General features: G+C 66.0%; 18 protein-coding genes. 3 read left to right on the plus strand and 15 right to left on the minus strand.

Features of this window, described 5'->3' with window-relative positions; genetic code table 11:
* Positions 1-9 precede the first annotated feature (9 nt).
* Together Verru16B_RS13870 and Verru16B_RS13875 are read right to left on the minus strand one after the other, a co-directional pair.
* Complete coding sequence (locus Verru16B_RS13870) at positions 10-3,120, minus strand: efflux RND transporter permease subunit (RefSeq protein WP_069962837.1); 3,111 nt, start codon at positions 3,118-3,120, stop codon at positions 10-12.
* A 5-nt stretch (positions 3,121-3,125) separates the two neighbouring features.
* A complete protein-coding gene (locus tag Verru16B_RS13875; protein WP_157772416.1) occupies positions 3,126-4,043 on the minus strand; it encodes an efflux RND transporter periplasmic adaptor subunit in 918 nt (305 codons plus the stop codon).
* Positions 4,044-4,360: 317 nt separating this feature from the next.
* On the opposite strand from Verru16B_RS13875, the gene Verru16B_RS13880 reads away from it, so the two are divergent.
* The 3 genes from Verru16B_RS13880 to Verru16B_RS13890 all read left to right on the plus strand — a co-directional run bounded on the left by Verru16B_RS13880 (position 4,361) and on the right by Verru16B_RS13890 (position 6,864).
* On the plus strand, positions 4,361-5,047 hold the full coding sequence (locus tag Verru16B_RS13880) for a hypothetical protein (RefSeq protein ID WP_069962839.1): 687 nt from the start codon (positions 4,361-4,363) through the stop codon (positions 5,045-5,047).
* Between the two features lie 395 nt (positions 5,048-5,442).
* Entirely contained in the window at positions 5,443-5,760 is a 318-nt protein-coding gene (locus tag Verru16B_RS18360; protein WP_157772417.1) for a hypothetical protein, read from the plus strand.
* 87 nt (positions 5,761-5,847) lie between these two features.
* A complete protein-coding gene (locus tag Verru16B_RS13890; protein ID WP_083270357.1) occupies positions 5,848-6,864 on the plus strand; it encodes a LysR family transcriptional regulator in 1,017 nt (338 codons plus the stop codon).
* Between the two features lie 166 nt (positions 6,865-7,030).
* Here Verru16B_RS13890 and Verru16B_RS13895 read toward each other — a convergent pair whose 3' ends face one another.
* Genes Verru16B_RS13895 through Verru16B_RS13955 form a run of 13 tightly spaced genes read right to left on the minus strand, consistent with a single transcriptional unit; the run spans position 7,031 to position 22,211 of the window.
* Positions 7,031-8,410, minus strand: coding sequence for a dihydrolipoyl dehydrogenase family protein (locus Verru16B_RS13895; RefSeq protein WP_069962842.1), 1,380 nt, complete (start codon positions 8,408-8,410; stop codon positions 7,031-7,033).
* A 60-nt stretch (positions 8,411-8,470) separates the two neighbouring features.
* Positions 8,471-9,934, minus strand: a complete 1,464-nt coding sequence (locus Verru16B_RS13900) for a hypothetical protein (protein WP_157772418.1) — start codon at positions 9,932-9,934, stop codon at positions 8,471-8,473.
* Positions 9,935-9,980: 46 nt separating this feature from the next.
* Complete coding sequence (locus Verru16B_RS13905; protein ID WP_069962844.1) at positions 9,981-11,351, minus strand: exopolysaccharide biosynthesis polyprenyl glycosylphosphotransferase; 1,371 nt, start codon at positions 11,349-11,351, stop codon at positions 9,981-9,983.
* 44 nt (positions 11,352-11,395) lie between these two features.
* On the minus strand, positions 11,396-12,598 hold the full coding sequence (locus Verru16B_RS13910) for a glycosyltransferase family 4 protein (protein WP_069962845.1): 1,203 nt from the start codon (positions 12,596-12,598) through the stop codon (positions 11,396-11,398).
* On the minus strand, positions 12,595-13,437 hold the full coding sequence (locus tag Verru16B_RS13915; protein WP_069962846.1) for a glycosyltransferase family 2 protein: 843 nt from the start codon (positions 13,435-13,437) through the stop codon (positions 12,595-12,597). The genes Verru16B_RS13910 and Verru16B_RS13915 overlap by 4 nt, the downstream gene beginning before the upstream one ends.
* Position 13,438: 1 nt before the next feature.
* On the minus strand, positions 13,439-14,881 hold the full coding sequence (locus Verru16B_RS13920; RefSeq protein ID WP_157772419.1) for an O-antigen ligase family protein: 1,443 nt from the start codon (positions 14,879-14,881) through the stop codon (positions 13,439-13,441).
* Between the two features lie 26 nt (positions 14,882-14,907).
* Positions 14,908-16,029, minus strand: a complete 1,122-nt coding sequence (locus Verru16B_RS13925; protein WP_157772420.1) for a glycosyltransferase — start codon at positions 16,027-16,029, stop codon at positions 14,908-14,910.
* 8 nt (positions 16,030-16,037) lie between these two features.
* Positions 16,038-16,604 carry an LbetaH domain-containing protein gene (locus Verru16B_RS13930; protein WP_069962849.1) on the minus strand — a complete coding sequence of 189 codons (567 nt, stop codon included), beginning with the start codon at positions 16,602-16,604 and terminating at the stop codon, positions 16,038-16,040.
* Positions 16,605-16,634: 30 nt separating this feature from the next.
* Positions 16,635-17,780, minus strand: a complete 1,146-nt coding sequence (locus tag Verru16B_RS13935) for a glycosyltransferase family 4 protein (RefSeq protein WP_169829295.1) — start codon at positions 17,778-17,780, stop codon at positions 16,635-16,637.
* 43 nt (positions 17,781-17,823) lie between these two features.
* Positions 17,824-19,374, minus strand: a complete 1,551-nt coding sequence (locus tag Verru16B_RS13940) for a hypothetical protein (protein WP_069962851.1) — start codon at positions 19,372-19,374, stop codon at positions 17,824-17,826.
* A 48-nt stretch (positions 19,375-19,422) separates the two neighbouring features.
* On the minus strand, positions 19,423-20,733 hold the full coding sequence (locus Verru16B_RS13945) for a glycosyltransferase (RefSeq protein ID WP_157772421.1): 1,311 nt from the start codon (positions 20,731-20,733) through the stop codon (positions 19,423-19,425).
* 16 nt (positions 20,734-20,749) lie between these two features.
* On the minus strand, positions 20,750-21,379 hold the full coding sequence (locus Verru16B_RS13950; RefSeq protein WP_069962852.1) for a class I SAM-dependent methyltransferase: 630 nt from the start codon (positions 21,377-21,379) through the stop codon (positions 20,750-20,752).
* A gap of 4 nt (positions 21,380-21,383) precedes the next feature.
* Positions 21,384-22,211: a PIG-L deacetylase family protein gene (locus Verru16B_RS13955; protein WP_069962853.1), complete on the minus strand. Its 828-nt coding sequence runs from the start codon at positions 22,209-22,211 to the stop codon at positions 21,384-21,386.

Raw genomic sequence — 22,211 nt, forward strand, 5'->3', positions numbered from 1 at the left:
GGTTCGGATTCAGGCGCGGTGTTCCGCGGGGGCCAAAGTGGGCAAGATAGGAGTGGTGGGAGCCGGCGCGGTGGCGGGCTGGTCGCACCCGGTCAACAGCAAGTAGACGGACGGAATGACATAGAGCGTCAGCGCGGTGCCGACGACGAGGCCGCCGATCACGCCGATGCCCATCGAGACACGGCTCTCGGCCCCGGCGCCCAGCGCGAGGGCGATCGGCAGCACGCCGAGGATGGTCGCGATGGTCGTCATGAGAATGGGGCGCAGCCGCAGGTCGGCGGCCTCGAGCACGGCCTCGCGGGGCGCGACCCCGGCGTGCTGGCGTTGCTGGGCGAATTCGACGAGGAGGATGCCATTCTTCGTCACGAGGCCCACCAACATGATCATGCCGATCTGGCTGAAAATGTTTATGGTCTGGCCGCAGGCCCACAGCGCACCGAGCGCCCCTGCGAGGGCGAGCGGTACCGTGAGCATGATGACGAACGGGGCGCGCCAGCTTTCGAACTGCGCGGCGAGCACCAGGAATACGAAGGCCAGGGCCAGACCGAAGCTCATGAGCAGGCTCGAGCGGCTCTCGGCATATTCCAAGGCGCCACCGGTTAGCGCGGTATTCAGGCCCGCCGGGAGCGTGGACGCGGCCACCCGGTTCATGGCATTGATACCGTCCTCGAGGGTGTAGCCCGCCGCCAAACGGGCCGACACGGTCGCTGCAATCTGGCGGTCGTAACGGAAGCGCTGGGGTGCGGCGATGGCTTCATCGACCTCGACCAGGTTGTCGAGGGTCACCAGCCTTCCTCCGGGAGCGTGCACGCTGAGCTGGCTGAGGATGCCGGGATCGGTGCGGAATTCATCCGCGACCTGCTGCACGACCTCGTACTGACGTCCGTCACGGTTGAAGTAGCCCACGCGTTGGGCTCCGAGTGAGGTTTGCAGCGTCTGGGCGACATCGGTCGCAGAGATTCCCATGGTGTGGAGGCGTTCGCGATCAAGGCGCACCTGCAATTCCGGCCGGGTGAACTTCAGATCCACCTCCACGCTGGAAAAGGCGGGCTCGTTCTCCAGCGCCTCCATGAATGTGGGCAGTCCGTCGCGCAGCTCCGGGAGGTTGGTGGCGCGGACCACGAACTGCACGGCGTTGCCGCCGCGGCGGTTGCCGATACTCGGCTCCTGGGAGACGCTGAAGCGCGCGCCCGGGGTGCGGCGCGTCAGACGGGTGAGGCGTTCGGCGATGTCCGCCTGGGAGGCTTTGCGTTCGGATTTCGGCTTCAGCACCAGCTCGATGAGGCCGGTGTTGGCGACCCCGGTGCCGCTGCGCGCGCCGGAGGCGGGCACCTGGCAGTTTATGAGGGCGGCCTCAGGGGTGTCCCGGTCGATGCGTTTCGCCAGATCCTCCATGAGGACCAGCATGTAGTCGTAGGAAGCGCCCTCGGGGCCGGTCGCGGAAATCGTCACGCGGTTGCGATCCTCCAACGGTGCGAGCTCAGACGGCAGGTTGCGGTAGAACAGCGCGATGAGCACAAAACTCCCCGCCAGCACGGCCGCGGTGACCCAGCGCCGCGGCAGGATCCAGACGAGGCTGTGGCGGTAGGCGTCGCGGAGCCTTTGCACGAGGGCGTTGAATCCACCGACGATCCGGCCCTGGCTGACCTGGGCGTGGCCCATGCGCGCGGCCATCATCGGGGTGAGGGTGAGGGCGACGAAGGCCGAGATGGCCACGGAGCCGGCGATCACCAGGCCGAACTCCCGGAACAGGCGTCCGGTTGCGCCTTGGAGAAACACGATGGGGGAGAACACGGCGATCAGGGCGAGGGAGGTGGCGATCACGGCCACAAAGACCTCGCGTGTGCCCTCGGCCCCGGCCTCGAGCGGGGCGAGCCCTTCCTCCTGCTTGCGGTGGACGTTCTCGACCACGACGATGGCGTCGTCGACCACCAGGCCGACCGCGAGCACGAGACCCAGCAGGGTGAGCACGTTCAGCGAGAAGCCGCAGACATACATCACGAAGCAGGCGCCGATCAGTGAAATGGGGATCACCACGGCGGGCACGAGGGTCGCGCGCCAGGAGCCGAGGAAGAGGTAAATCACGCCGACCACCAGCAGGAGGGCAAGGACGATGGTCTCCCGCAGCTCGGTGATGGCGTGGCGCACGAAGCGGGTGTTGTCGGAAGCGATCTCCAGGGTGACATCCGGGGGCAGGGATTGCCGGAGGGCCTCGAGGCGTTTGAAGGCCTCGTCGGCGATGGCGATCTGGTTGGCGCCCGGCTGGGCCCGCAGCGCGAGGCCCACCATGGGTACGCCGCGCAGGGTGAAGGAAATCCGCTCGTTGAGCGGGGCAAGCTCGGCGGTCCCGATGTCACCGAGGCGCACCACCTGGTCGCCGGACGTCCGGATGGCCATGCGGTTGAACTGTTCCGGCGTGGCTAGGCGGGCGACGGCCTGCACGGTCATCTCGGCCTGGCTGTTCTCGATGCGACCGCCGGGCAGCTCAACACTCTCGCGGCGCACGGCGGCCTGGACATCGAGCGCGGTGAGACCGTGGGCGGCCATCCGGTCGGGGTTCAGGCGCAGCTTCATCGAGTAACGTTTCTCGCCGAGGATGTCGACGGCGCCGACCTGGGCGATGGTCTGCAGCTGCTCCTTGACGCGGTCGGCTACGTCGGTGAGCGACATGAGGTCGCGACCGGCGCTGCGCAGCACGAAGGTAAGCACGGTGCCGCCGTCGGCGTCGGCCTTGGAAATGAAGGGAGGGTCGACGTCGCGTGGCAGGAGACGAACGGCGCGCCCCACCTGGTCGCGCACGTCGTTGGCGGCGGCATCAAGGTCCACGCCGAGCTCGAATTCGACGCGGATGCGACTGGCGCCGTCGCGGCTGGTCGAAGTGAGTGACTTCACCCCTGCGACCGTGTTGACGGCTTCCTCTATGGGTTCGGTGATCTGCGCCTCGATCGCCTCGGCGTTGGCGCCGCTGTAGTTCGCGTTGATGGAGATGACGGGAGAGTCGGTCGCCGGATATTCGCGGATCCCGATCAGGCGCAGGCCGATGAGGCCCAGGAGGGTCACTACGGTGGACAGGACGATCGTGAAGACCGGCCGGTGGATGCAGACTTCGTGCAGGCGCATGACGGTCAGCGGACGGGCGAAGAGTCGACGGCGGCGCCGGCGCGGACCAATTGCGTGCCGGCCACGATAACGACATCGCCCTGATGCAGGCCGGCGGTGATGAGCACCGAGTCCGCGCGCCGGAGGCCGGTCTGGACGACCTGACGCCGTGCCTTGCCATCCTCGACGACGAAAACCGATTTTTCCCCGGCCTCGGCCTCGAGCGCGGTCGTCGGGATCATGACGGCGTGCTCGTGGCGCATGATGGGCACGGTGACCCGGGCGAAAGCGCCGGGGATGAGCGATTCATCGGGATTGGGCGCGCGGGCCCGGATCAACCGGGTGCGGGTGACCTCGTCGAGACGTGGTTCGACGGCGTACACCTCGGCGGTGTAGACCCGGTCCGAACCGGCCACCGCGAAGGTCACGCGGCTGCCGGGGACGAGCACGGCGGCATGCTTTTCGGGCACGGTGAAGTCGACCTTCATGCGGCGCAGGTCCTGCAGCGTAGTGAGGCGCGTGGTGGGGGAGACCTGGGCACCCTCGCTGATGCTGCGCAGGCCGATGACCCCGTCGAACGGGGCGCGAATCTCGGTACGGGCGAGCTGGGCCTTGATGAGCTCGACCTCGGCCCGGAGCACGCTGACCTCGCTGGCGGCGATGTCGTATTCCTGCTGAGGTACGCCACCCCGGTCAACGAGGGCGGTAATACGCCGGGTCTTGAGTTCGGCAAGTTCCTGCCGATAGACGGCACGCTGGAGGGAGGCGCGCAGGTCGGCGTCGTTGATCACCGCGAGGAGGTCGCCGGCGTGCACGCGTGAGCCCTCGGCAAAATGGATGCGCAGAAGTTTGCCGGAGGTTTCGGGCTGCAGATCGACACTCTCCTCGGCGCGCACGGTCCCGGTTGCGACAATGGATTCCTCCACCGGGCCAGACTCGACCACGAGGGTCTGAACCGGAGTTCCCGCGCGTGGGCGCGGGGCCGACGGCGTGGATTTCGCTGATTCGGGCTGCGGAAAAAACAAAGCGAAGGCGACGCAACCTCCGGCTGCCAATCCCAGTGCCGTGATAAGAAATCTCTTTTTCAAGTGTGCCCGTTGCTGCAGCACGAAGCATGCGCAAGTGCCACGCACCCAATGAAATCTTTTCATCGGCTGCCGGCTTTACTGTCGGCCCTCCGGTCCTATCGTATTAGAAATACCTCCTGCTGATCCGTGGCAGGATTAACCCATCTGTCAGCTAGCACCCTCAACATACCCCCATGAAAAACGCCAAACTCCTCATCAGCGGGCTGAGCCTCGCTCTCACCCTGGCCGCCGCTGCGCCGGTCGCCGCCGCCACGACCGATTGGTCGGGCTGGATGGAAAACTATTATCTTAATCCGGAGGCCGACAAGGTGGTCCCGGCGGTCTACGCGCTGAGCCGCTCGGGCCACTTCGAGCAGGAAGGCCAGACGGCCGCCGCCATCGGCTTCTTGGGCGCGGTTTTTGCGCAAAACCCGGACCGGGCGGCCGATTGGATGTATCAATTCCGCCAGCTGCCGGCCGCCCACCAGCGCCTGGTGGCGGCCGCGTTGTGGTACTCCGGCCTGCCGGAGGGCGTCGAGGTGGTTCGTCAAGCGGCCCAGGGCACGAGTGCCGACATCCGCACCGATGTGGAGAACCTGATGGCCTGGCAGCAGCCGGTGCTGAGCGAGACCCCGGTGCAGTCGGTCTCCTCCCTGAACCTGCAGTGGGGCGCATTCCTCGCCAGCGGTAACCCGCAGCACATCGTCAAGGTGCTCGCTGCGCTGGGTTCTGATCAGCCGGTGCTCGGCACGCAGGTGCGCATGGCCCTGGCGGAAAAGGCCCTGGCGCATCCGCGCGTGTATGAGATCTGCCAGAGTGAGATCGCCCGTCAGCCCGAGGGTGTGCGCGAGCAGCTCCGCACCGCGCTCGGCACCCGCTGAGGAACTCGACCCGTTCGTTTGATTCACGGCCGGACCCGCCCCGCGGGACCGGCCGTTTTGCTTATGGGGGAACGCAGCCGGAGAAGCGGAAGTAATGGGTGAGGCACCGCTAGGAATTTATTTCATAGCGCATCGGTGCACCCTCCCGCGGCACATGAGATGCTAAGGGGGGGGCTATGCGCTCTTCATCCAGGTACTTGTTCGCGGCCGGCCTCGCGCTGGGCCTCGCGCTGGTGGCAACCGCTGGCGAAGTAGGGACAGCACCACAGGTTCATGTAGTGCGGACGTCGGGCTGGTCCCAGGGTGATCCAGTCAAAGAAGGTGCGGCTGAGTTTGTCATCTTGTTGGAGATAGCGCGACTCGGCCGGACCCCGGCCAACTGCGGTCTGATTGGCGTGGGCGATCGGCGTGGACTTTTTGCCCCCGGCGCCGAGCAGGCGATGCAACGCGCGGTGCTGCACGGCCTGCCGGTGGTGAAGCTGGCCCCCAGCGGACGCGTACTGCCGGCCCCCCACGGGCTGTTTCTCGATGGCACCGGTTTGAACGAGCAGGAGGCAACCGAGGTCCTGGCCCGTTGCATGGAGACGCACGGGGCTCTGCCCATCGTTCGTGAACCCTCCGCCACGGCCGAAATGGCCGCGTTGCGCCAGCGCCTCAGTTCTTACCAGCAGGAATTTACCCTGGCCGCCGCCACCCGGTTGGCCGTCCGTTAACCCCAAAACGAAACACTCCGTCGGCATGCTCCATCTTCTCACCTAAACCAGACCTCATGCTGGATCACACTTAATCACGGGCCAGTGATGAACTCAGTATTGGACAGCAGACAATTGCTCGCCGCCCGTGTGTTGGCGGACACCGGCAGTTTCACCCTGACCGGGCAACAGCTTTCGCTGACGCAAAGCGCGGTCAGCCATGCGATCAAGGCCTTGGAGGAGGAGGTGGAGTGCCGGTTGTTTCATCGCACTGGGAAGGGGGTCAAGGTGACGGCGGCGGGGAAGCACTTTCTGGAGTACACCGACAAGATCCTCGCCCAGATGGAGACGGCGCGGACGCTGGTCAGCTCCCGCACCACGCACGGCAAGGAAAGGCTGCGACTGGGGGTCAGCAACCGGGCCCGGCAGATCATCCTGCCCGTGGTGCAGCCGTTGTTTCACCGGGAATACCCGAACCGGCTCGTGCTGATCGCGCCCGGAGAATACCGGCGGAACTTCCAGCTGATCGACTCCGGGTTGCTGGATCTCTCGTTCACGGTGCGGGCGGGCCACCGGCCCGACCTGGAATTTGTGCCGCTGTTCGAGGACGAACTCCGGTTCATCGTCGCCGCCACGCACCCGTGGGCGCGAAGTGGGCGCGCCTCCTTCGACGACCTGACGCGCGACACGCTCATGCTCTTCCAGGATTTCAACAACACGGCCGAACTGCTGAAGGAGCATCTCGACGCCGAGCAGGTCACGCCGCGCCACGCGGTACAGTTGCCCGACTATGAATCCATCAACGTGATGGTGCGCACGGGCCGGGCGGTCGGCGTTTTCTCCCCGTTTTTGGTCAGCAAGGAATTGCAGGAAGGCTCGCTGGTATCCCTGCAGCTGGGGGCGCGACCGCTGAGGCGGCAGTGGGGCCTGACCTACCTGGGTAACCGCCATCTGGGCGCGATGGAAAAGCGCCTGATCGAACTGTGCCAGCAGGCGGTCCCGGGCATTCTGAGCCGCTTGCAGGGGCAGACCGCACTGTCGCGCGAAAAAAAAGAGTCGCCGATCACACCGATCGGGCAACCGGCGGCGGTAGCCGGCGCAAACTACGCCCGCGTCGCGTTGTAAAGCTGGGTCGGATTCGTCGCCGGCCCTGACCCCGGAGATGCGGGCAGACGACGTCCCTTCGCAGGGCCAGTCACCAGGCCTCTGACGCGCTGAACAGGTTAGGCCGGTGCCCCGTCAGCACCACATGCCCAGGTCGCCGGTGGCGGTGTGGTCCACTCCCGTCGGCTCACAGCTTCCCGGCGATTTCCTCGAGAGGATACGTGATGATTTCCGCGAGGGTGGGGTGGTACCAGGGAGCGCGGAGCATGTCATGGACGGTGGCACGCATCGCGAGGGGAGTGGAGAAGCAGTGGATGAGTTCACCCGCGTCCTGGCCGACGATCTCGGCCCCGAGGATGCGGCCGCGTTTCGGTTCGGCGAGGACCTTCACGTAACCGTAGTTGGCTTCCATCAGGATAGACTTGCCGTGGTCGTTGAAGGGGTAGCTGGCCTTCAGGAATTTCTTGCCCTGCGCCTCGAGATCCCGCTCCAGCACTCCGATGGTGGCGAGTTGTGGCGTGGTGAAGACCACATTGAGCAGGAGCGAGTAGTCGACCGGTTTGAGCTTTTTCAACCCGGCGGCGTGGCGGGCGGCGAGTTCACCCTGGGCAATGGCGACGTGGACGATCTCATGCGGGCCGGAGCAGTCGCCCGCGGCATAGATATGGGGCGCGCTGGTCTGCTGCCAGCGGTTGGTGATGACCTGGCCGCCGGGGCGCGTGGTGACGCCGGCGGCGTCGAGGCCGAGGCCGACGGTGTGGGGTTCGCGGCCGAGGGCGTTGAAGAGATGGGCGGCGCGGCGGGTGACGAGGCGGCCGTTATGGCGGAACTTGACCGAGGCCCCGCGTCGGTCCGTGGTCACCGACTCGAGCTTCGTGTCGGTGAACAGCGCGATGCCCTCGTCGCGGAAGGCCTGTTGCACAACGCAGGAGGCATCATCGGAATGGTCGCGCAGGATGTTCGGGCTGCGCTGGACGAGGGTCACCTTGCTGCCGATGCGACGAAGGAATTGGGCCAGTTCGCAGGCGACAATACCACCGCCGAGCACGAGCACGCTCTCCGGCACGTAGTCGAGTTCGAGAACGTCATCGCTGGTCCAGGTCCGGGCCTCCTTCAGGCCGGGGATGGGCGGGGTGCTGACCTGGGAGCCGGTGCCGATGAGGAAATGGCGACCGCGGATCTTGCTGCCGTTGGACAACTGCAGGGTGTGGGGATCGAGGAAGCGGGCGTAGGCGGGGATGAGATCGAACTTGCCGCTGGTGAGCGCCTCCAGACGGTACCGGGCGAAATCAGCGATGATCCGCTTTTTGCGCGCATGGACGGCCTTCATATCGGCGCGGGCGCCGGTGACCTTCAGGCCGAAACGGCCGGCGTGCCGGGCGTGGTGGAGGACCTCGGCGGCGTAGAGGAGGGTCTTCGAGGGCATGCAGCCGCGGAGGATGCAGAGTCCACCGAGGAGGCGGGCGCCATCGACGATCGCGACCTTCAGGCCGAGATCGGCGGCGACGCGAGCGGCGTTGAACCCGGCGCTACCGCCGCCGAGACATATGAAGTCGTAGGTTTTCATGCGCAGGTATCACGGGATGGACGGAATCGGGGAAAGCCAGATTTAAACGCAGCCGATCCTTCACGGTGACGGGCCGGAACCAGGCGCGCCAGGCGTTGGCTCGACGAGGCGAAATATCCGCATGTTGCCCATGGTCTCTCCCCCGCGGTAGCGGTCGAGCCGCCCGCCGTCATAGACCTCCCCCGTGTCGCGCGGCAGGAGCAAGCTGCGGAAATAACCGCGGCTGATCAGTCCGCCGATGCCGTCGTCAGCAAAGCGCCGTCCGGCCTGCCGGTCCGCCTGATAGTTGTAGGCCAGAACGAAAGGCGGCGACGATGCGTTGAGCCAGGGCAGGTTGAGGTTGGTTCGGTGGGAGAATCGCGGTTCGGCTTCATTCTGCCAAACCTGCCAGATGGCGGCCAGTTCGTCGGCCTGCTCGTCGAGGGTAAGTCGGCCGACGCGGCCGGAAAGGAGCAGGAGTGACAGCGTGCCTGCCAAGGCGAAACCGGCAAGGCACAGCATGGGGCGCCGCGGGTGCACCAGCCCGCCCGTGGCGACCAAGCCCAGCATGGGCAAAACGGGTAAGTAATAATAGGAGGATGCGCCCAGCTTGCAGTTGGCGATGAATAGCAGCGGAAGGGTCAGACCAAGGCCAATCAGGCCACAGTGGCGGAGATCTTTTGCCAGCGGCCGATCCGCGTCGATCGTGGCTAGAAATCCGACCCAGCCGAGAAGCCACAGCGGGGCGGTCTTGAGCAGCATGTCACTCGTGTTGGTCAGGCCGAGGCTCAGGGAATAGGCGTTGGCCACCGTGGTTTCGCGGAAGGCTGCCTGGTAGGTGGGGCCAAGCAGCGCCAACGTCAAATGCCCAAGCAGCCCGCAGCCCCCGCTCAAAACCAAGGCGTGGCGGGGTAAACGCCGACTAAAAAGATACAGCACCGCGGTGCCGGCCCCAAACACGTAGGTCTGCTTGCATGCCCAGGCCCCATAGAAACATAATCCGCCGAGGAGCACGGCGGCCCAAGGGCGAGAGCGTGCCCCCAGTAGCACAATCGCCAAACCCATGGTCTCGAGCATCAGCGCGCCCATGTCCGGCCTGACCGTGTGCGCCCACCAGCCGCTCAGGGGTCCAAGAAAAACCAACGTGGCAAGACCGAGTGCAGGCAACCGGCCCTGCGGGGTCAGGGCACGGCCCACGACCAGAAAAAAAGCGCCGGCACCCGCCAGGGTAAAGGTCGCGGTGATCAGCCGGCCGGTGAAGGGAATGCACGCGTCGCCCCAGAGGGCCACGGCCGGACGGAGCAGCCAGGCGTAGCCGGAGTAGAACAACCAGTTGAAATAAGCGGAGGCGAAAGGCGGCCGCGCGGTGTCGGCGTAAAGCGGCTGGTCGTGCAAGACCCGCCAGAGGGCATAGTGGCTCTCCTCCTCCCACCCCGAGGTGAAAGCCACGCCCGGCGGGATCCCGGCGGCTTCGACGGCGGCGAAACCACGGACGGAAAACACCGCGAAGGCGAGAAGCACACTGGCGACAATGGCGATCGCCACCAGGGCCTGGCTCCGACCTGTGGGTGCGGCGGCGCGCGGGAGGATGTCAGCGGCCTTTGCCAAAGAGCATGATATGGATCGTCTTCAGGACGATCGAGGCGTCGAGGACGAAGGAGAAGTACCGGATGTAATAGAGGTCGTACTCCAGTTTGCGGAGGGTGTCCTCGAGGTTGGCGCCGTAGGGATAGTTGACCTGGGCCCAGCCGGTGATGCCGGGTTTGACGAGATGGCGGAAGTGGTAGCAGGGGATTTTTCTTTCGTACTCCTCGACGAGTTTGACCCATTCCGCGCGGGGGCCGATCAGGCTCATGTCGCCGACCAGCACGTTCCAAAGTTGGGGCACCTCGTCAAGCCGCGTGGCACGCAGGAAGCGGCCAATCGGCGTGATGCGCGGATCATTGGTGCCGGTGTAGAGCGCGCCGGTCTGGTGCAACCGCATCGTGCGTAACTTGTAGACATCGAAGAGCACCCGATTTTTGCCCACGCGGGGTTGCCGGAAAAAGATCGGGCCGCGGTCCGTCAGCCAGATCGCGGCGGCCACGGGAGGCAGGAAGGGGAGCACGAGCAGGAGACCGAGACCGGCGAGGACCAGATCGCTGACGCGTTTCAGGCGTTCAAAGACCGGTTCGCGGGCGATTTGGAACCCCTGCTGGAAGAGCCAGGTCTGGTTGAGGCGGTAGAGGGGGATCTTGCGCCAATAGACCTCATGAAAGAGCTCGAGGGTGTAGGTGGGGACACCCGAGAAGTGCAGGTGCATGAGTTTCTCCGCCACATCCGGCGGCAGGTCCTGGCTGGATTCGCGCAGGATGATGGCGTCGAGGTTGGATTCGTACTCCGCGAGGTAGTGCACCACATCGCCCATCGGCGGGGTGGAAACCCCCGTGCGTTCCGAGTCCGTGCGGGCGAAGGTTTCGTGGGTCGCGTACAGCACCGCCTGCGACATGCCGGACCGCCGGCATTCCTCCTTGAAGGCGAGGCAGCTTTCCGCGCTGCCCAGGAACAGAAAATAGCGCTGCTGCTTGCGCGCCTGCTGGCGCTGGTAGAATATTCGCCGGTAAAACAGCGTGGTCGGCATCAGCAGCACGGAGGCGGCGACCGGGACAAAGCGGCTGACCTGCAGGGGGAAACCCGAGGGGATGACCACGAAGGTAAGCAGGAGCGTGAGCACCGCGACCGCCAGCAGGGCGATCGCGTGCAGGCTCGTGTAAGTCACCGACATCATGTCGGAGCGGGAGCTGTAGCCGTCGATCAAGTAGACCGCCAGCACATGCATGAAAACGGGCAGGATCAACGGGGCCAGAATCGGCGCATCCCAACTGGCCACGCCGCGGGTCCACGCCACAAAATTGAAGACGAGGAAGACCGCCAGGATATCCAGCCCGAGAAGGGCAAGGGTGATGAGTCGGCCCTGGGTCATGTCAGACGATTAACTCGGAGGGGGAGGCGCATGGCAAACTGAACTTAGGCGACGGTCCCGGCCTGGCGCAGCGTTTGCTCCCATTGCGTGAGCGCCGAGTCGTAGGTGAAACGGCGGACGTAGACAGAACGGGCGGCGGCCCCAAGGTCACGGGGCAGCGCCGGGTCCGCGTGCCAGCGTCGGATGGTGGCGGCCAACCCGGTGCCATCGCCCGGGGCAAAAGCCGCGCCGCAGCCCTCCTGCCTGATCAGGCGGGCGATGTCGCCGCTGGACGGGCCGACATACAACACCGGCCGGGCGGCGGCGAGCACGCCGGCGAGTTTACTGGGGTAGACCAGGGCACCGTAGTCCGGTCGCAGCGTCACGCAATGGGCGTCCGGGGCGGCCAAGGCCGCGGCCAGGCGCTCGCGGGGCTCGGGTGGCAGGATCCGGAGATTGGTCAGCCCGCGGGCGGCGGCCGACCGGGCGACCTCCTCCAGGCGGGCACCGCGGCCGATGAGCAGCAGGATGATTTCCGGCGTGGACCGGAGCTGCTCGGCCGCGGCGAGCACGGTGTCAAATTCGTGGACGCGCCCGAGGTTGCCCGAATAGGCGACGACGAACTTGTCGGCCACGCCCCAGGCGCGACGGCGTTCGTCAATGGCAGCCCGGTCGGCCGATGCATCGAGTTCGCGCGGCGCCCAGTTAGGAATAAGGCAGGTCCGGTCCGGCGGCACACCCTGGCGCAGCAGCATGGCCCGCATGTCCTCGCCGAGGGTCACGCACGTCCGGGCGGCCAGCCAGGCGGCCGTGCGCCGCCTTTGCGACCGGGACAGGAGCCAGCCGGCGAGGCGTCCGAAATGGACCGCGGCGATCTCCGGGTAGATATCCTGGACCCAGGGAACGAGCCGCAGGCCGAGCCGGGCGGCGACTGGGGCCAGGCTGGTGACCAGCAGCGGGGGGTCGGTCATGACCACCAGCAGGTCACCGGGCCGCCCGAGGGTGGTGAGCCGGCGGCGCGCTGAAGCCTGAAAACGATGGAAGTTCCAAGCGCGCGATACCATGCCGCCGTGCTGTTCGCCCGGGCCGGTGCGGTGGATCGTCACACCGTTGCGCGGGCCGGAGTCCCCGCCCGCGGCGATGACGTGGACCGTCCAGCCGCGGGCGGCCAGACCCTCGGCGAGATCGGTCAGCAACTGGGCCGTGGCCTCGGTCGAGGGCCAGTAGACGCGGTTGACGAAGATGACCCGTGGCAGGGACTCGCTCACGATTTGCGCCGCAGTTCCGCGGCCTTGGTGGCGTTGAGAAATTCGTACCAGCCCATCAGGCGGCAGAACACGAATCCCCGGTACCCGTCGAGGAAGCCGGCGCGCACCACGTAATGATAGAGGAAGCGCAGCGTTGGTCGGAACGGCAGCCCCCAGGCCAGACGGCGCAGGCGGCGCTTGCGCGCGAGGGCCGGGTCAAGTCCGGCGGCGTCCGCGGCATTGCCCTGGGTCTGCATGCGGGCCTCCCAGCTGCTGTAGCGGTTGTGTTTCTCGACCCACGTGGCGATATCAGGAAACGCGTGGTGTTCCATCTCCCCGGCGAGGTAGCCGGCGGAACCCTGCAACTCGACGTGCTCGTGCACTTCGTTGTCGCCCGAGCCGGTGGCGGCGGCGCCCTCCGGCTGCTCGTAGCGGCCGAGGCGGTGGCGGAACAGGCGCAGATTCCAGCTGGGAAAATAACCGCAGTGGTTGAGCCAGCCGTCGAGGAACCAGAAGCGGCGGTTGACGTACCAGCCGGAGTGGGGGCCGGCGAGGGCGGCGCGCATGGCCTGCTCGAGCGGCGGCGTGACCCTTTCGTCCGCGTCGATGATGAAGACCCACTCGTTTTTCCAGGCCACGTTGGCCAGCGCCCAGTTTTTCTTCTTGGGAAAATGGCCGTCCCACTTGAAATCCACGACACGGGCGCCGGCGGCGCGGGCGATCTCCGGCGTGCCATCGGTGCTGCCGGAGTCGACGACCACCACATCGTCGCACCACGCGACGGACGCGAGGCAGGCGGCGAGGTTGGCGGCCTCGTTCTTGGCGGGGATCAGGACGGAGAGGGGGGCGTGGTCGGCCATGTCAGGGGCTGGTTTGTCCTGCTTCGCCGCGTTGGTCGAGCCCGGCGTAGCGGCACCCCAGATAGAGAGAGATCCAAAAACCGGTCATCACCGAGGGATTGGCAAAGGGAAACTCCACCCAGGCATACACCAAGAGGAGGCCGCACCCGGTGAGCAGGTAGCGAGGAATGGGCGAGCCTGTCTTGCGCCAGGCGGGACCGATCAGGGGCACAAGGCCGAGGAGGACCAGCAGGCCGGTGCCGACGAATCCGCTCTCCGCGAGCGATTGCAACCAGTCGCTGTGCGCCTCGCTGAAGCGCGCGCGGAAGCGATCGCGATAGGTGTAGTAGGATGAATCGTAGATGCGGAAAACGGTGGCGTAGCTCTCCAGCCCCCAGCCGGTGTAGGGCCGCGCCTGGGCCATGCGCCATGTGTCGCGGTAAACCCGGAGACGTGACGCCACATAGCTGTCCCGGTAGGTGCCAAATTCGGACAGGCCGCTGGCGGTGCGGATCTGCTGGTCGGTCAAGCGGGCGCGTTCGCTGATCACCCGCCGGCCCAGATAGCCCGTGGCCCCGAGGGCGAGGAGGGTGAAGAGCAGCAGGGCGGACACCGCCAGCCAGGTTGATTGGCCGCCCCGCCGCCGGTCGCGGATGATGCGGGCGCAGGCGTGCAGGAGAGCGCCAAGCAGCAAGGCGGCGCCGAGCACGGTGCAGGAACGGGAGGCGCTGAGGGGCAGGCTGATGGCCAGAATCACCAGGGCCAGCGCCCCGGTGAGCAGGGGGGAATGCCGCACGTTGCGATGGCCGCCCCGGCGCCAGGCGTCGAACAGCAGGGCGAGACCGGCCGTGAGGTTCAGCAGGGTAAACGCGCCCCAGTGGTTGTGGTAAATGAAGGTCGAGAAGAACAGCGGCTGCGGGGACGCAACCAGGCCGAACCACAGGCCATCGGCCCCGACCAATTTCTGGAGGGTGCCAAAGATCGCGAGCACGAGCGCATTGCCGGCAATCACCGCCAGCAGGGTGCGGATCCGGCGGCGGCGCTGCAGGAACAGGAACCCGTTGAAACAGGAGAGCACGATGCCATTGAACTGCCAGAGTTCGCGCAGGGTGAGATCGGGCCGGGCGCTGCTCGGCAGCCAGGCGTACAGCGGGTCGACGACCACGAACGAGGGGGTACCGAGGCGCATCACGCTCTGCATTGACGGGTTGAAGGCGCTCACGAGGGTCAGCAGATCAAAGAGGAGCAGCGGCCACAGGTAGCGGACGGCGGTGCGGAACGCCGTCTTCCCCGGCGAGAGAAATGCGCCGGTGCCGAACAGCAGCATGCCCAGCGTGCCCCACAGCATGAGGGCCTGTCGGGCGAAGGGGGATTGGCCGCCGAAGGCCCACGACAGACCGACGATGAGGATCGCCAGGTGAAAAAACACCGCGCGTTCCACGAGTGCCGTCCGGGGATCGCGCACCACTGACGAGGTTTGGGTTCGTTCGCTCAAGGCCTGAGTTCCCGGTAGAAATCGAGCAACCGGCGGGCGCTGCTGGCCCAGGTGAAGTCGCGGGACACCCAATCGCGGCCGCGGCTGCCGCGGGTGCCGAGCGCGGCCACGGGCTGCGCGAGCGCGGCGGTCAGGGCGGCCGGGTAATCCGGCCAAGCGACGCACCAGCCGGCCTGCTCGCGCTCCAGGCCGCGCCACGGGGTGGTGTCAGTGGTGAGTACCGGCACGCCTGCCGCCAGCGCCTCGGCAATGACCAGCCCGAAATTCTCTGAGTGGGAGGGGAGCAGGAACAGCGACGCGATGGCGTAGGGCGGCGGCCGGCCGGCCCCGGATATCACGCCGACGCGGTCCTGGGCACCGGCGGTGGTGACCCAGCCTTTCACCTCCTCGGTGGAGAATTCCTCAGGCAAGCCAGCGAGCAGGAGGTACCAACCGTCGCGCGGGGCGGCGAGCCAGAGATCGAGTAGTTCGCGCAGGCGCTTTTTGCGGTGAAAGCGGGAATAGAACAGGGCGATCCGCCGCGGCCCGGCGGCCGCCAGCATCGGCTGCCACGCACGGCGGGCGCCGGCCAGCGCGGCCTCGTCCGGCAGGACGACCCCATTGGGGGCGACACACACGGGTTGGGTAAATCCAAGGCGACGGACATCGTCCGCCTCCTCGGGGCTCGTGACGTGCCAACCCGTGGCCCGGGAAAAGGCGCCGGGATGGATCAGATAATTGGCGAGCACTTTGCGCCCCCGGTGATGACGATAGGCCCACTCGGTCAGCATCCCGCGGGGGGACAGCACCAGCGGGACCCGATGGGCCTCGGCGGCGGCGAGCGCGTACCGCACCGTGAGGATCCAGCAGGCGTGGCTGTGCACGCAGGCGTAGGGCGTGGTGCGGAGGTGGTCGCGCAGGCCGGACGAGCGATACAGCTGCCGCGGCCATTGGCGGGCAAAGTTCAGATTGCGCGCGGTGCCGGGCACGACCGGACCCGGCGTGGCGGGCGGAGGTTGGGTCGCCAGCAGGTCGACGTCCGCCCCGAGTGCCGCCTGCGCATCGGCGATCGCGCGCACGGACTTGGATGGCCCCCCGTGGCGTTCCTCGAGGCTGGGCACGATATGGCAGAAACGCATGGGCAGGGTCACACCGGTTCCGAGCGTGGGCGCAGCGGCCGGCAGGGATTGCCCGCACAGACCATGCGGGGGGGCAGGTCCTTCACGACCACCGAACGCGCCCCGACCACGCTGAGTTCGCCGATGGTGACCCCGGGGCCGACAAAGACATCGGCGCCCAGCCAGGCGTTTTCACCGACGATAATCGGGGCAAGCACGAGGGGCATCGCCCAGCGCTGAAAATCATGCGTACCGGCACAGAGGTGCGTGTGCTGGCTCAGGGTGGCCCCGCGGCGCAGGGTGGCGGGGGCGAGATTGTAGACGCGGACGTACGGTCCGATGACGGCGTGCGGCTCCAGAGTGAGTTTCCAGGGGAAGATGATCTCGGCGGTGGGATAGACCTTGATGCCCGTCAGATCGGGAATCTGGGCCCCAAAGCGACGCAGCAGTCCCAGGCGCCACCGGTGCAGAGGGCGCGGGCTCCACCGGAAGAGAGTAGCCTGCACGAGCGACCAGCCGAGTCGGCGGAGATGTTCGCCCCGGGTATACGGGTTCACATTTCCTTGGCCGAGGTGGGGTGAGGGGGCGGATGACATCGGGCGATGCGGAAGGATGGTGCCGGGGAATCAGCGGCGGGCAAGCGCCACGGTCACAGCCTCCGCCAGACCCGCGGCCGCGGTGGCGTAGGTGTAACCGGCGATGCGTTGGGCCCCATTATCACGAATCCGGGCCAGCGCGGTCGGATCAGTCGCCAGGACGCGGCCGAGCGCGGCTGCCAGGGCGCCGGGTTCGTGCGCCGAAAACACCCAGCCGGTTTCCCCCTCCGTAACCAGATCCTGCTGGCAGCCCACCCGGTCGCTGACGAGACAAGGCACACCGAGGTGCATGGCCTCGTTCACGGCCAGGCCCCAGGTCTCTTCCGGACCGCGGGAGGGCAGGACGAAAACGTCAGCGAGCAGGTAGCGCACCGGCATCTCGCTCTGATTGGCGAAAGGCAGGAAACGCACGGAGCGGTCCGGCCGCGTGGCGGCGAGGGTCTCGAGCGCGGCGCGTTCCTGGCCGTCGCCGACGAACACCAGCGCGGTGCCGGGCTGACCGGCTGCCAGAAAGGCCTCAAGCAATTCAAGCGGTTGTTTTTTCGGGATGAGTTTGCCCGCGAAAAGCAGGACCCGATGGCCGTCGAGTCCAAGATCCGTGCGGAGGCGGGCCGCTTGGGCTCGTCGCTCCGGGGTCGCGGTGAAATGCGCGGCGTCCACCGCATGGGGCGCGTGGACCAGTCGGGTCTCCGCGACCCCCAGCGCCCGGAAGTAAGCGCGGTTGGCCCGGCCGACATAGGTGACCGCGGCAAAGCGCCCGTAGATCAGGCCGAGCAACCAGCGTTTGGCGAAGGCGAGGTTCGGGGCGTCGAGGAGATGGGAGTCGCCGCGAAAAACCAACGGGTACCGGGCGCCGAAGATCAGCCGCAGGTGCGTGAGGTATTTGTAGCCGAAAAGCAGAACCACATCGGGTTGCCAGGCCCGCAGGCGGTCCGGCAGCGTGGGATTGTCGAGCCCGCGCAGGTGGTGGGTGCCGGGTTGCGCGGCCCGGTTGGGCATGAACTCGTGTTCATAACCGGACAGCAGGTCGACATCCCAGGTGAGCGGGCGTCCGAATTCGCGGTCGGTCCGGGGGACGATGCCAAAATCCCAGAGGTAAAAGACGCGGAGGTTCCAGCCGGCGGCGGCCAGCCAGCGAAACCAAGGGCTGTAATACTGGATCGGGTGGGAGATCACGATCGCCAAACGCGCGGTAGGCGGCCGGCCACTTTTGGGGGCATCAATAAGCATCGGGGCGGACCGTACTTTGCCTTTCCACGAAAGGACTGCAGCCAAGGATCACGGGGAACAGGGATTGGAAGACCGAGGTGACCAGGACGCTCGCCACCATCTCGTAGGAATTGAGGACGCCCATGAAAATGACCAAGCCGAGCAAGCCTTCCAGTGAGAAGAGTAGCTTGTTGGACGTTTGCACCTCAATCCACGCCGCCAGGGCGCCGAGGCAGATGCCTAGCAGAATGGCTCCGTAGATCGGTCCAAAATTCCCGCAGGCCTCGGGCAAAAGCCCCCAGGCGATATAGGTGCCGAAGGTAGCTTGGAGATCCTGGCGACCAAAATGCACGTTCAGTAGTATCTGTCCCTCGTGGGCGCGTGGCTTGTCCGGCCAAAAAAATCGCGGAATAAGCAAGGGTGGAATCAGAGTGTATGTTTCGCCATATAGCAGCGGGGCGTTGTCATATTTAATTGTCTCCATGACAAAGAGCAGATTCTGCATGTTGTTCACCCGGCTCAGGAGGCTTTGGCCTTCCTTCTCCTCTTTGGGGCCGAATCCGGTCTGCGACGCGGGCGAATCTGACGAGCCAGTCAGTAGTAGATAACTGGCTTCGGCCCACTCCGAATAGACGGCGGGCATATCGGCGAAGCCAACCTCCTGCATTCCACTCCCGGTCTGCGGATCCCAGTACTTTTCCCGCATGACGAATTTCCCAAAATTAAGAAAGGAGAGGATGATGGCGAGGAAAGCGAAGTAACGCCAAGGTACCCGGCCGCTCCCCCACAGCAGGCCGATAAAAACGGCTCCCATCAGCAGCATCCCAGCCGACAGGACGAATCCGGCCGAAAGCATGAGGAAGTTCAGGGCGAACATCAGCCAGAAGGCGACCCGCTGCCCGGAGCCCATACTGTTACCGCCAATGAGCATCGCGACCAGGAAGAAGCCACAGACACTGATGGCAGAGGTCAGCGCACTCACAATCGCTTGGCTACCCGAGGGCAGCGCGGCAAACAAGGGATCGGTCAGGTGCATCATTTGAGCCACCCGGTATACAGTAAAGACCGAGATAAGAGTGAGGCCGATACCGCGCAGCTTCTTTACCCCATCCTTTTGGAAACCCTGCAAGGCATAGCAGTAGGGTGCGCCCGGTTGTAGTTGGCGGATTAACAGCGCCCAAGTCCCGGTCATGGTCAGGCAAAACAACAGCACATCCAGGCCGGCCGGCAGGAGCAACTCGGCAGGATAGTGATCCAAGGTTTCGTTGCGGGTAATAATCGGCAGCGCAAAGGTGAACAGCGTCTGCAGGACAAGCATCGGCAACATGGGCAGACCCATGCCATGGGCACTCCAAACCGCCAGAGAGAGCCAGGCACCGAGGGCAATGAGGATGTAGCCCAAGAGGCCGGGATTATTGTCGTACCAAAGCGGGATCATGATGAGCACGCAGAGTGCCGCCAAGGGCAGGAGGGAGGTCCGCAGACGTTGCCGCAGGGGCAAGACGATTTCCTGAAAAGTGAGGTGCCGATCGAGCGTTTGGCCGTCGGGGTTGGTTTGCATGGGTTGCGCGTGGAGACTAGGCTGGGCTCAGGATCAGGACAACGGGTGTCAGATTCCGTGGTGCTGGGTCACGGCAGCCTCAAAGCTGGCGCTCAGCGCCCGGGTCATGCCCTCGGCTGTGTACGGAGCGAAGGCCTGAAAGTTCGTGGAGTGAAGCCGTTTCATCCCACCCTGCTCAAACCAGGTTGTGCAGATGTCCTCGGCTATCTGGCTGATATCGGCCGGACCGGTGAAAGCATACCGCAAGCCGCTATCGGTCTGCCGGGCGAAGGCCAGGATCGGACTTTGGTGGTTGAAGACGACCAGCATCGGCCGCTCGGCCAGGATGTAGGGAAAAATCTTGGACGCGCTGTAGGTTGGATCATTCGAACCCACGGCGAGCAGGGCGCCGGCATTGACCAGGTAGGAAAGCGCATCGAAATACGGTACGCGGTAGCAGTGCTCGCGAACGTACGCACCGAGACCCTCGGCATGGGCGATGGGCATGGCCCACTCCCGACCCAGCGGCGGCGGGGCGTAGTCTGTCCCGATGAAGTGAAAACGGATTTTCTCCGCCTCAGCGGGATGCCTCTCCCGAAACAGCTTGAAGGCACGGAAGATGATCGTGAGCGAGATGGACATGTCCGGCCCGCACCGGCCGGTGTATACGTGGTGAAAACAGCCATCACTGAAGTCGACCAACGGGTTCCGGGGCGTGTGCTGCCGGGCGGTCGCCAGGTCCGCCGCGGCCGCGCCGAAGGGCAGCAACTGGACGAACTCGGCGCGGAACCATGGATATTGGTTCGCCAGCGTGCGCCCGTAGGCGTCCGAGACCGCGATCACGCCCGCCGCCTCGCGCAGCACGGTGGGTTCCTGTCGCCGGGCGCGCCACTGGGAGAAGGCGAACTTCAGCCGGCCGCCGGGCGGGGCGGTGTGGGTGCGCGCATAATAATCGTTCACCCAGGGGTCCTGGTAGTCGAGCACGTAGGGCACGCCGAATTTTCGTTTCCACCGTGGTCCGAGGGTGAAGGCGTCGAACTGGGTGGTGCTGAAAAACACGAGGTCGAATTGCTCCCCGGCGAGCAGGCGCTCGCCCGCGAGCCGTAGGGCCCGGCCGCAACGCAGCCACAATCCGCCGAAACCGAACCGACGGGTGGTGGCGGGCGCGAGTCCCCGTACCCGGATGATCCGGACGTCTGCGGGGTAAGTGGTTTCGAGCAACGGGTCCATGACGCCGCCCTCAATGGACTCCGGCGCGACGGCCAGCACGACCGGTTCCCAGCCGCAGGCGCGCAGGTACGGCAGCGCCAGTCGCACGCGCTGCATGTCGGGAGCGTTGGTCGGCGCGAAGTGCGGGCTGACGATGAGGACTTTCTTCACGGGTGGTGGGTTGGATTCAGGCGCCAGGCGGGCGGGGACGGAGCACCTTGAGGTCCCAGACCTGACCTTGGTCATTGGTGGCGCTCGCGGTGGCGACGACCGTGAACTCCTTCTCCACGCTCCGCCAGATTTCCCGCCAGTTGCCCCAGCGGAAATGGGACACGATGAGCACGCCGCCTGGCGTGAGGTGCCGGCCGAAGGCCGCGGCCGTGACCGCGGGATGCCGGGCATAACCGAGGCACTCGTTGAAGGTGATTACGTCGTAAGGTTTCGCCGGGCGCCAGGTTTCGAAGTTGCCGGATTCAAACCGGGCGTGCGCCAGACCGAGCGCACGGGCGCGGGCGAGGCCCTCCTCGGACAGGTCGACCCCAAGGTGTTCGCTGATCCGGCGGGGATCCAGCATGGCTGCCAGCCGGCCGCTGCCGCAGCCGAGGTCGAGCAGCGTGGGTCCGGGGGCATGCGCGTAGATCAAGGCGACCAGTTGTTCATGGCGGGCCTGCTCGGACGGACCGGTGAAGTGGTCCCAGTGGCCGGAGCGATATTCCTCGTCCAGTGCCGTGGCCGGCACCGGTTTGCCTCCGCCCCGCGGGGCGTGGATCAAGCGGTAATGGATAAAGTTCCAGGCGCGTTGGAGCAGGTTGGGCATGGGATCAGTGGGGAAATTCGAGAAAATATTCCTCGGGGGCTTGGAACAGCTGGGCGAAGCCGGGCGGCAACACCGGTTGAGTCCAAGGAGGCAGCGGCGCGAACTGGGAACGGAAGACCCCGAGGGCGTCGTGCTTGAGGCCAGCCTCCCGGGGCGACAGGGCATGACGGAAGACCGTCGCCGGGGCGCGGCACGCGGTCTGCAACAGCCGTGGACTCCAGCGGGACCAGACCAGATATTCCAGCAGCCGCGGGCGGCCTGCCGGCAGGCCGGCGAGCGCTTCCTCCGTCAAGGCCTGGGCGGCCGTGTGCTCGCTGCTGCCATCCGTTCGCGCAGTGACCAGCACCTGGTCCGGACGCAGTTGGCTGATGAGAAGCTGCAGACGCTGGATCAGGCCGGTTCGCAATGCGGGTGGCAGGTGCGGCAACTGACCATCGGGGGCATGCATGAAAGTGAGCTGAGCCTCCGGCACACCCAGAAGGCCCGTGGCTCGCCGCGCCTCTTCTGTCCGCAAGTGCGCGATGGATGCTGGATCGTGCACCGGATGCCCGGGATGAGAGGCCGAGCCGTCGGTGAGATAGACGATATGCACGGATTCACCACCGGCGACCAGGTGTGCGATGAGTCCGCCGCAGCCCAGGACCTCGTCATCCGGGTGCGGGGCGATGACCAGACTCGTCGCCGTGTTTCGGGTGGGCAGCGGAGCGGCTCGCCGCTGCAACCGGGCATGCATCAGGCGGCCCAATTGCACCCTCAGCCAGAGCTTGGGGCGATGCCGCCAGCCGATCAGCGGCGTCGAGGCAAACGCGGTCGGGTGAGAGGGTGCAGGCAT

Origin of the sequence: Lacunisphaera limnophila, assembly GCF_001746835.1 — a bacterium.
Classification (GTDB): Bacteria; Verrucomicrobiota; Verrucomicrobiia; order Opitutales; family Opitutaceae; genus Lacunisphaera; species Lacunisphaera limnophila.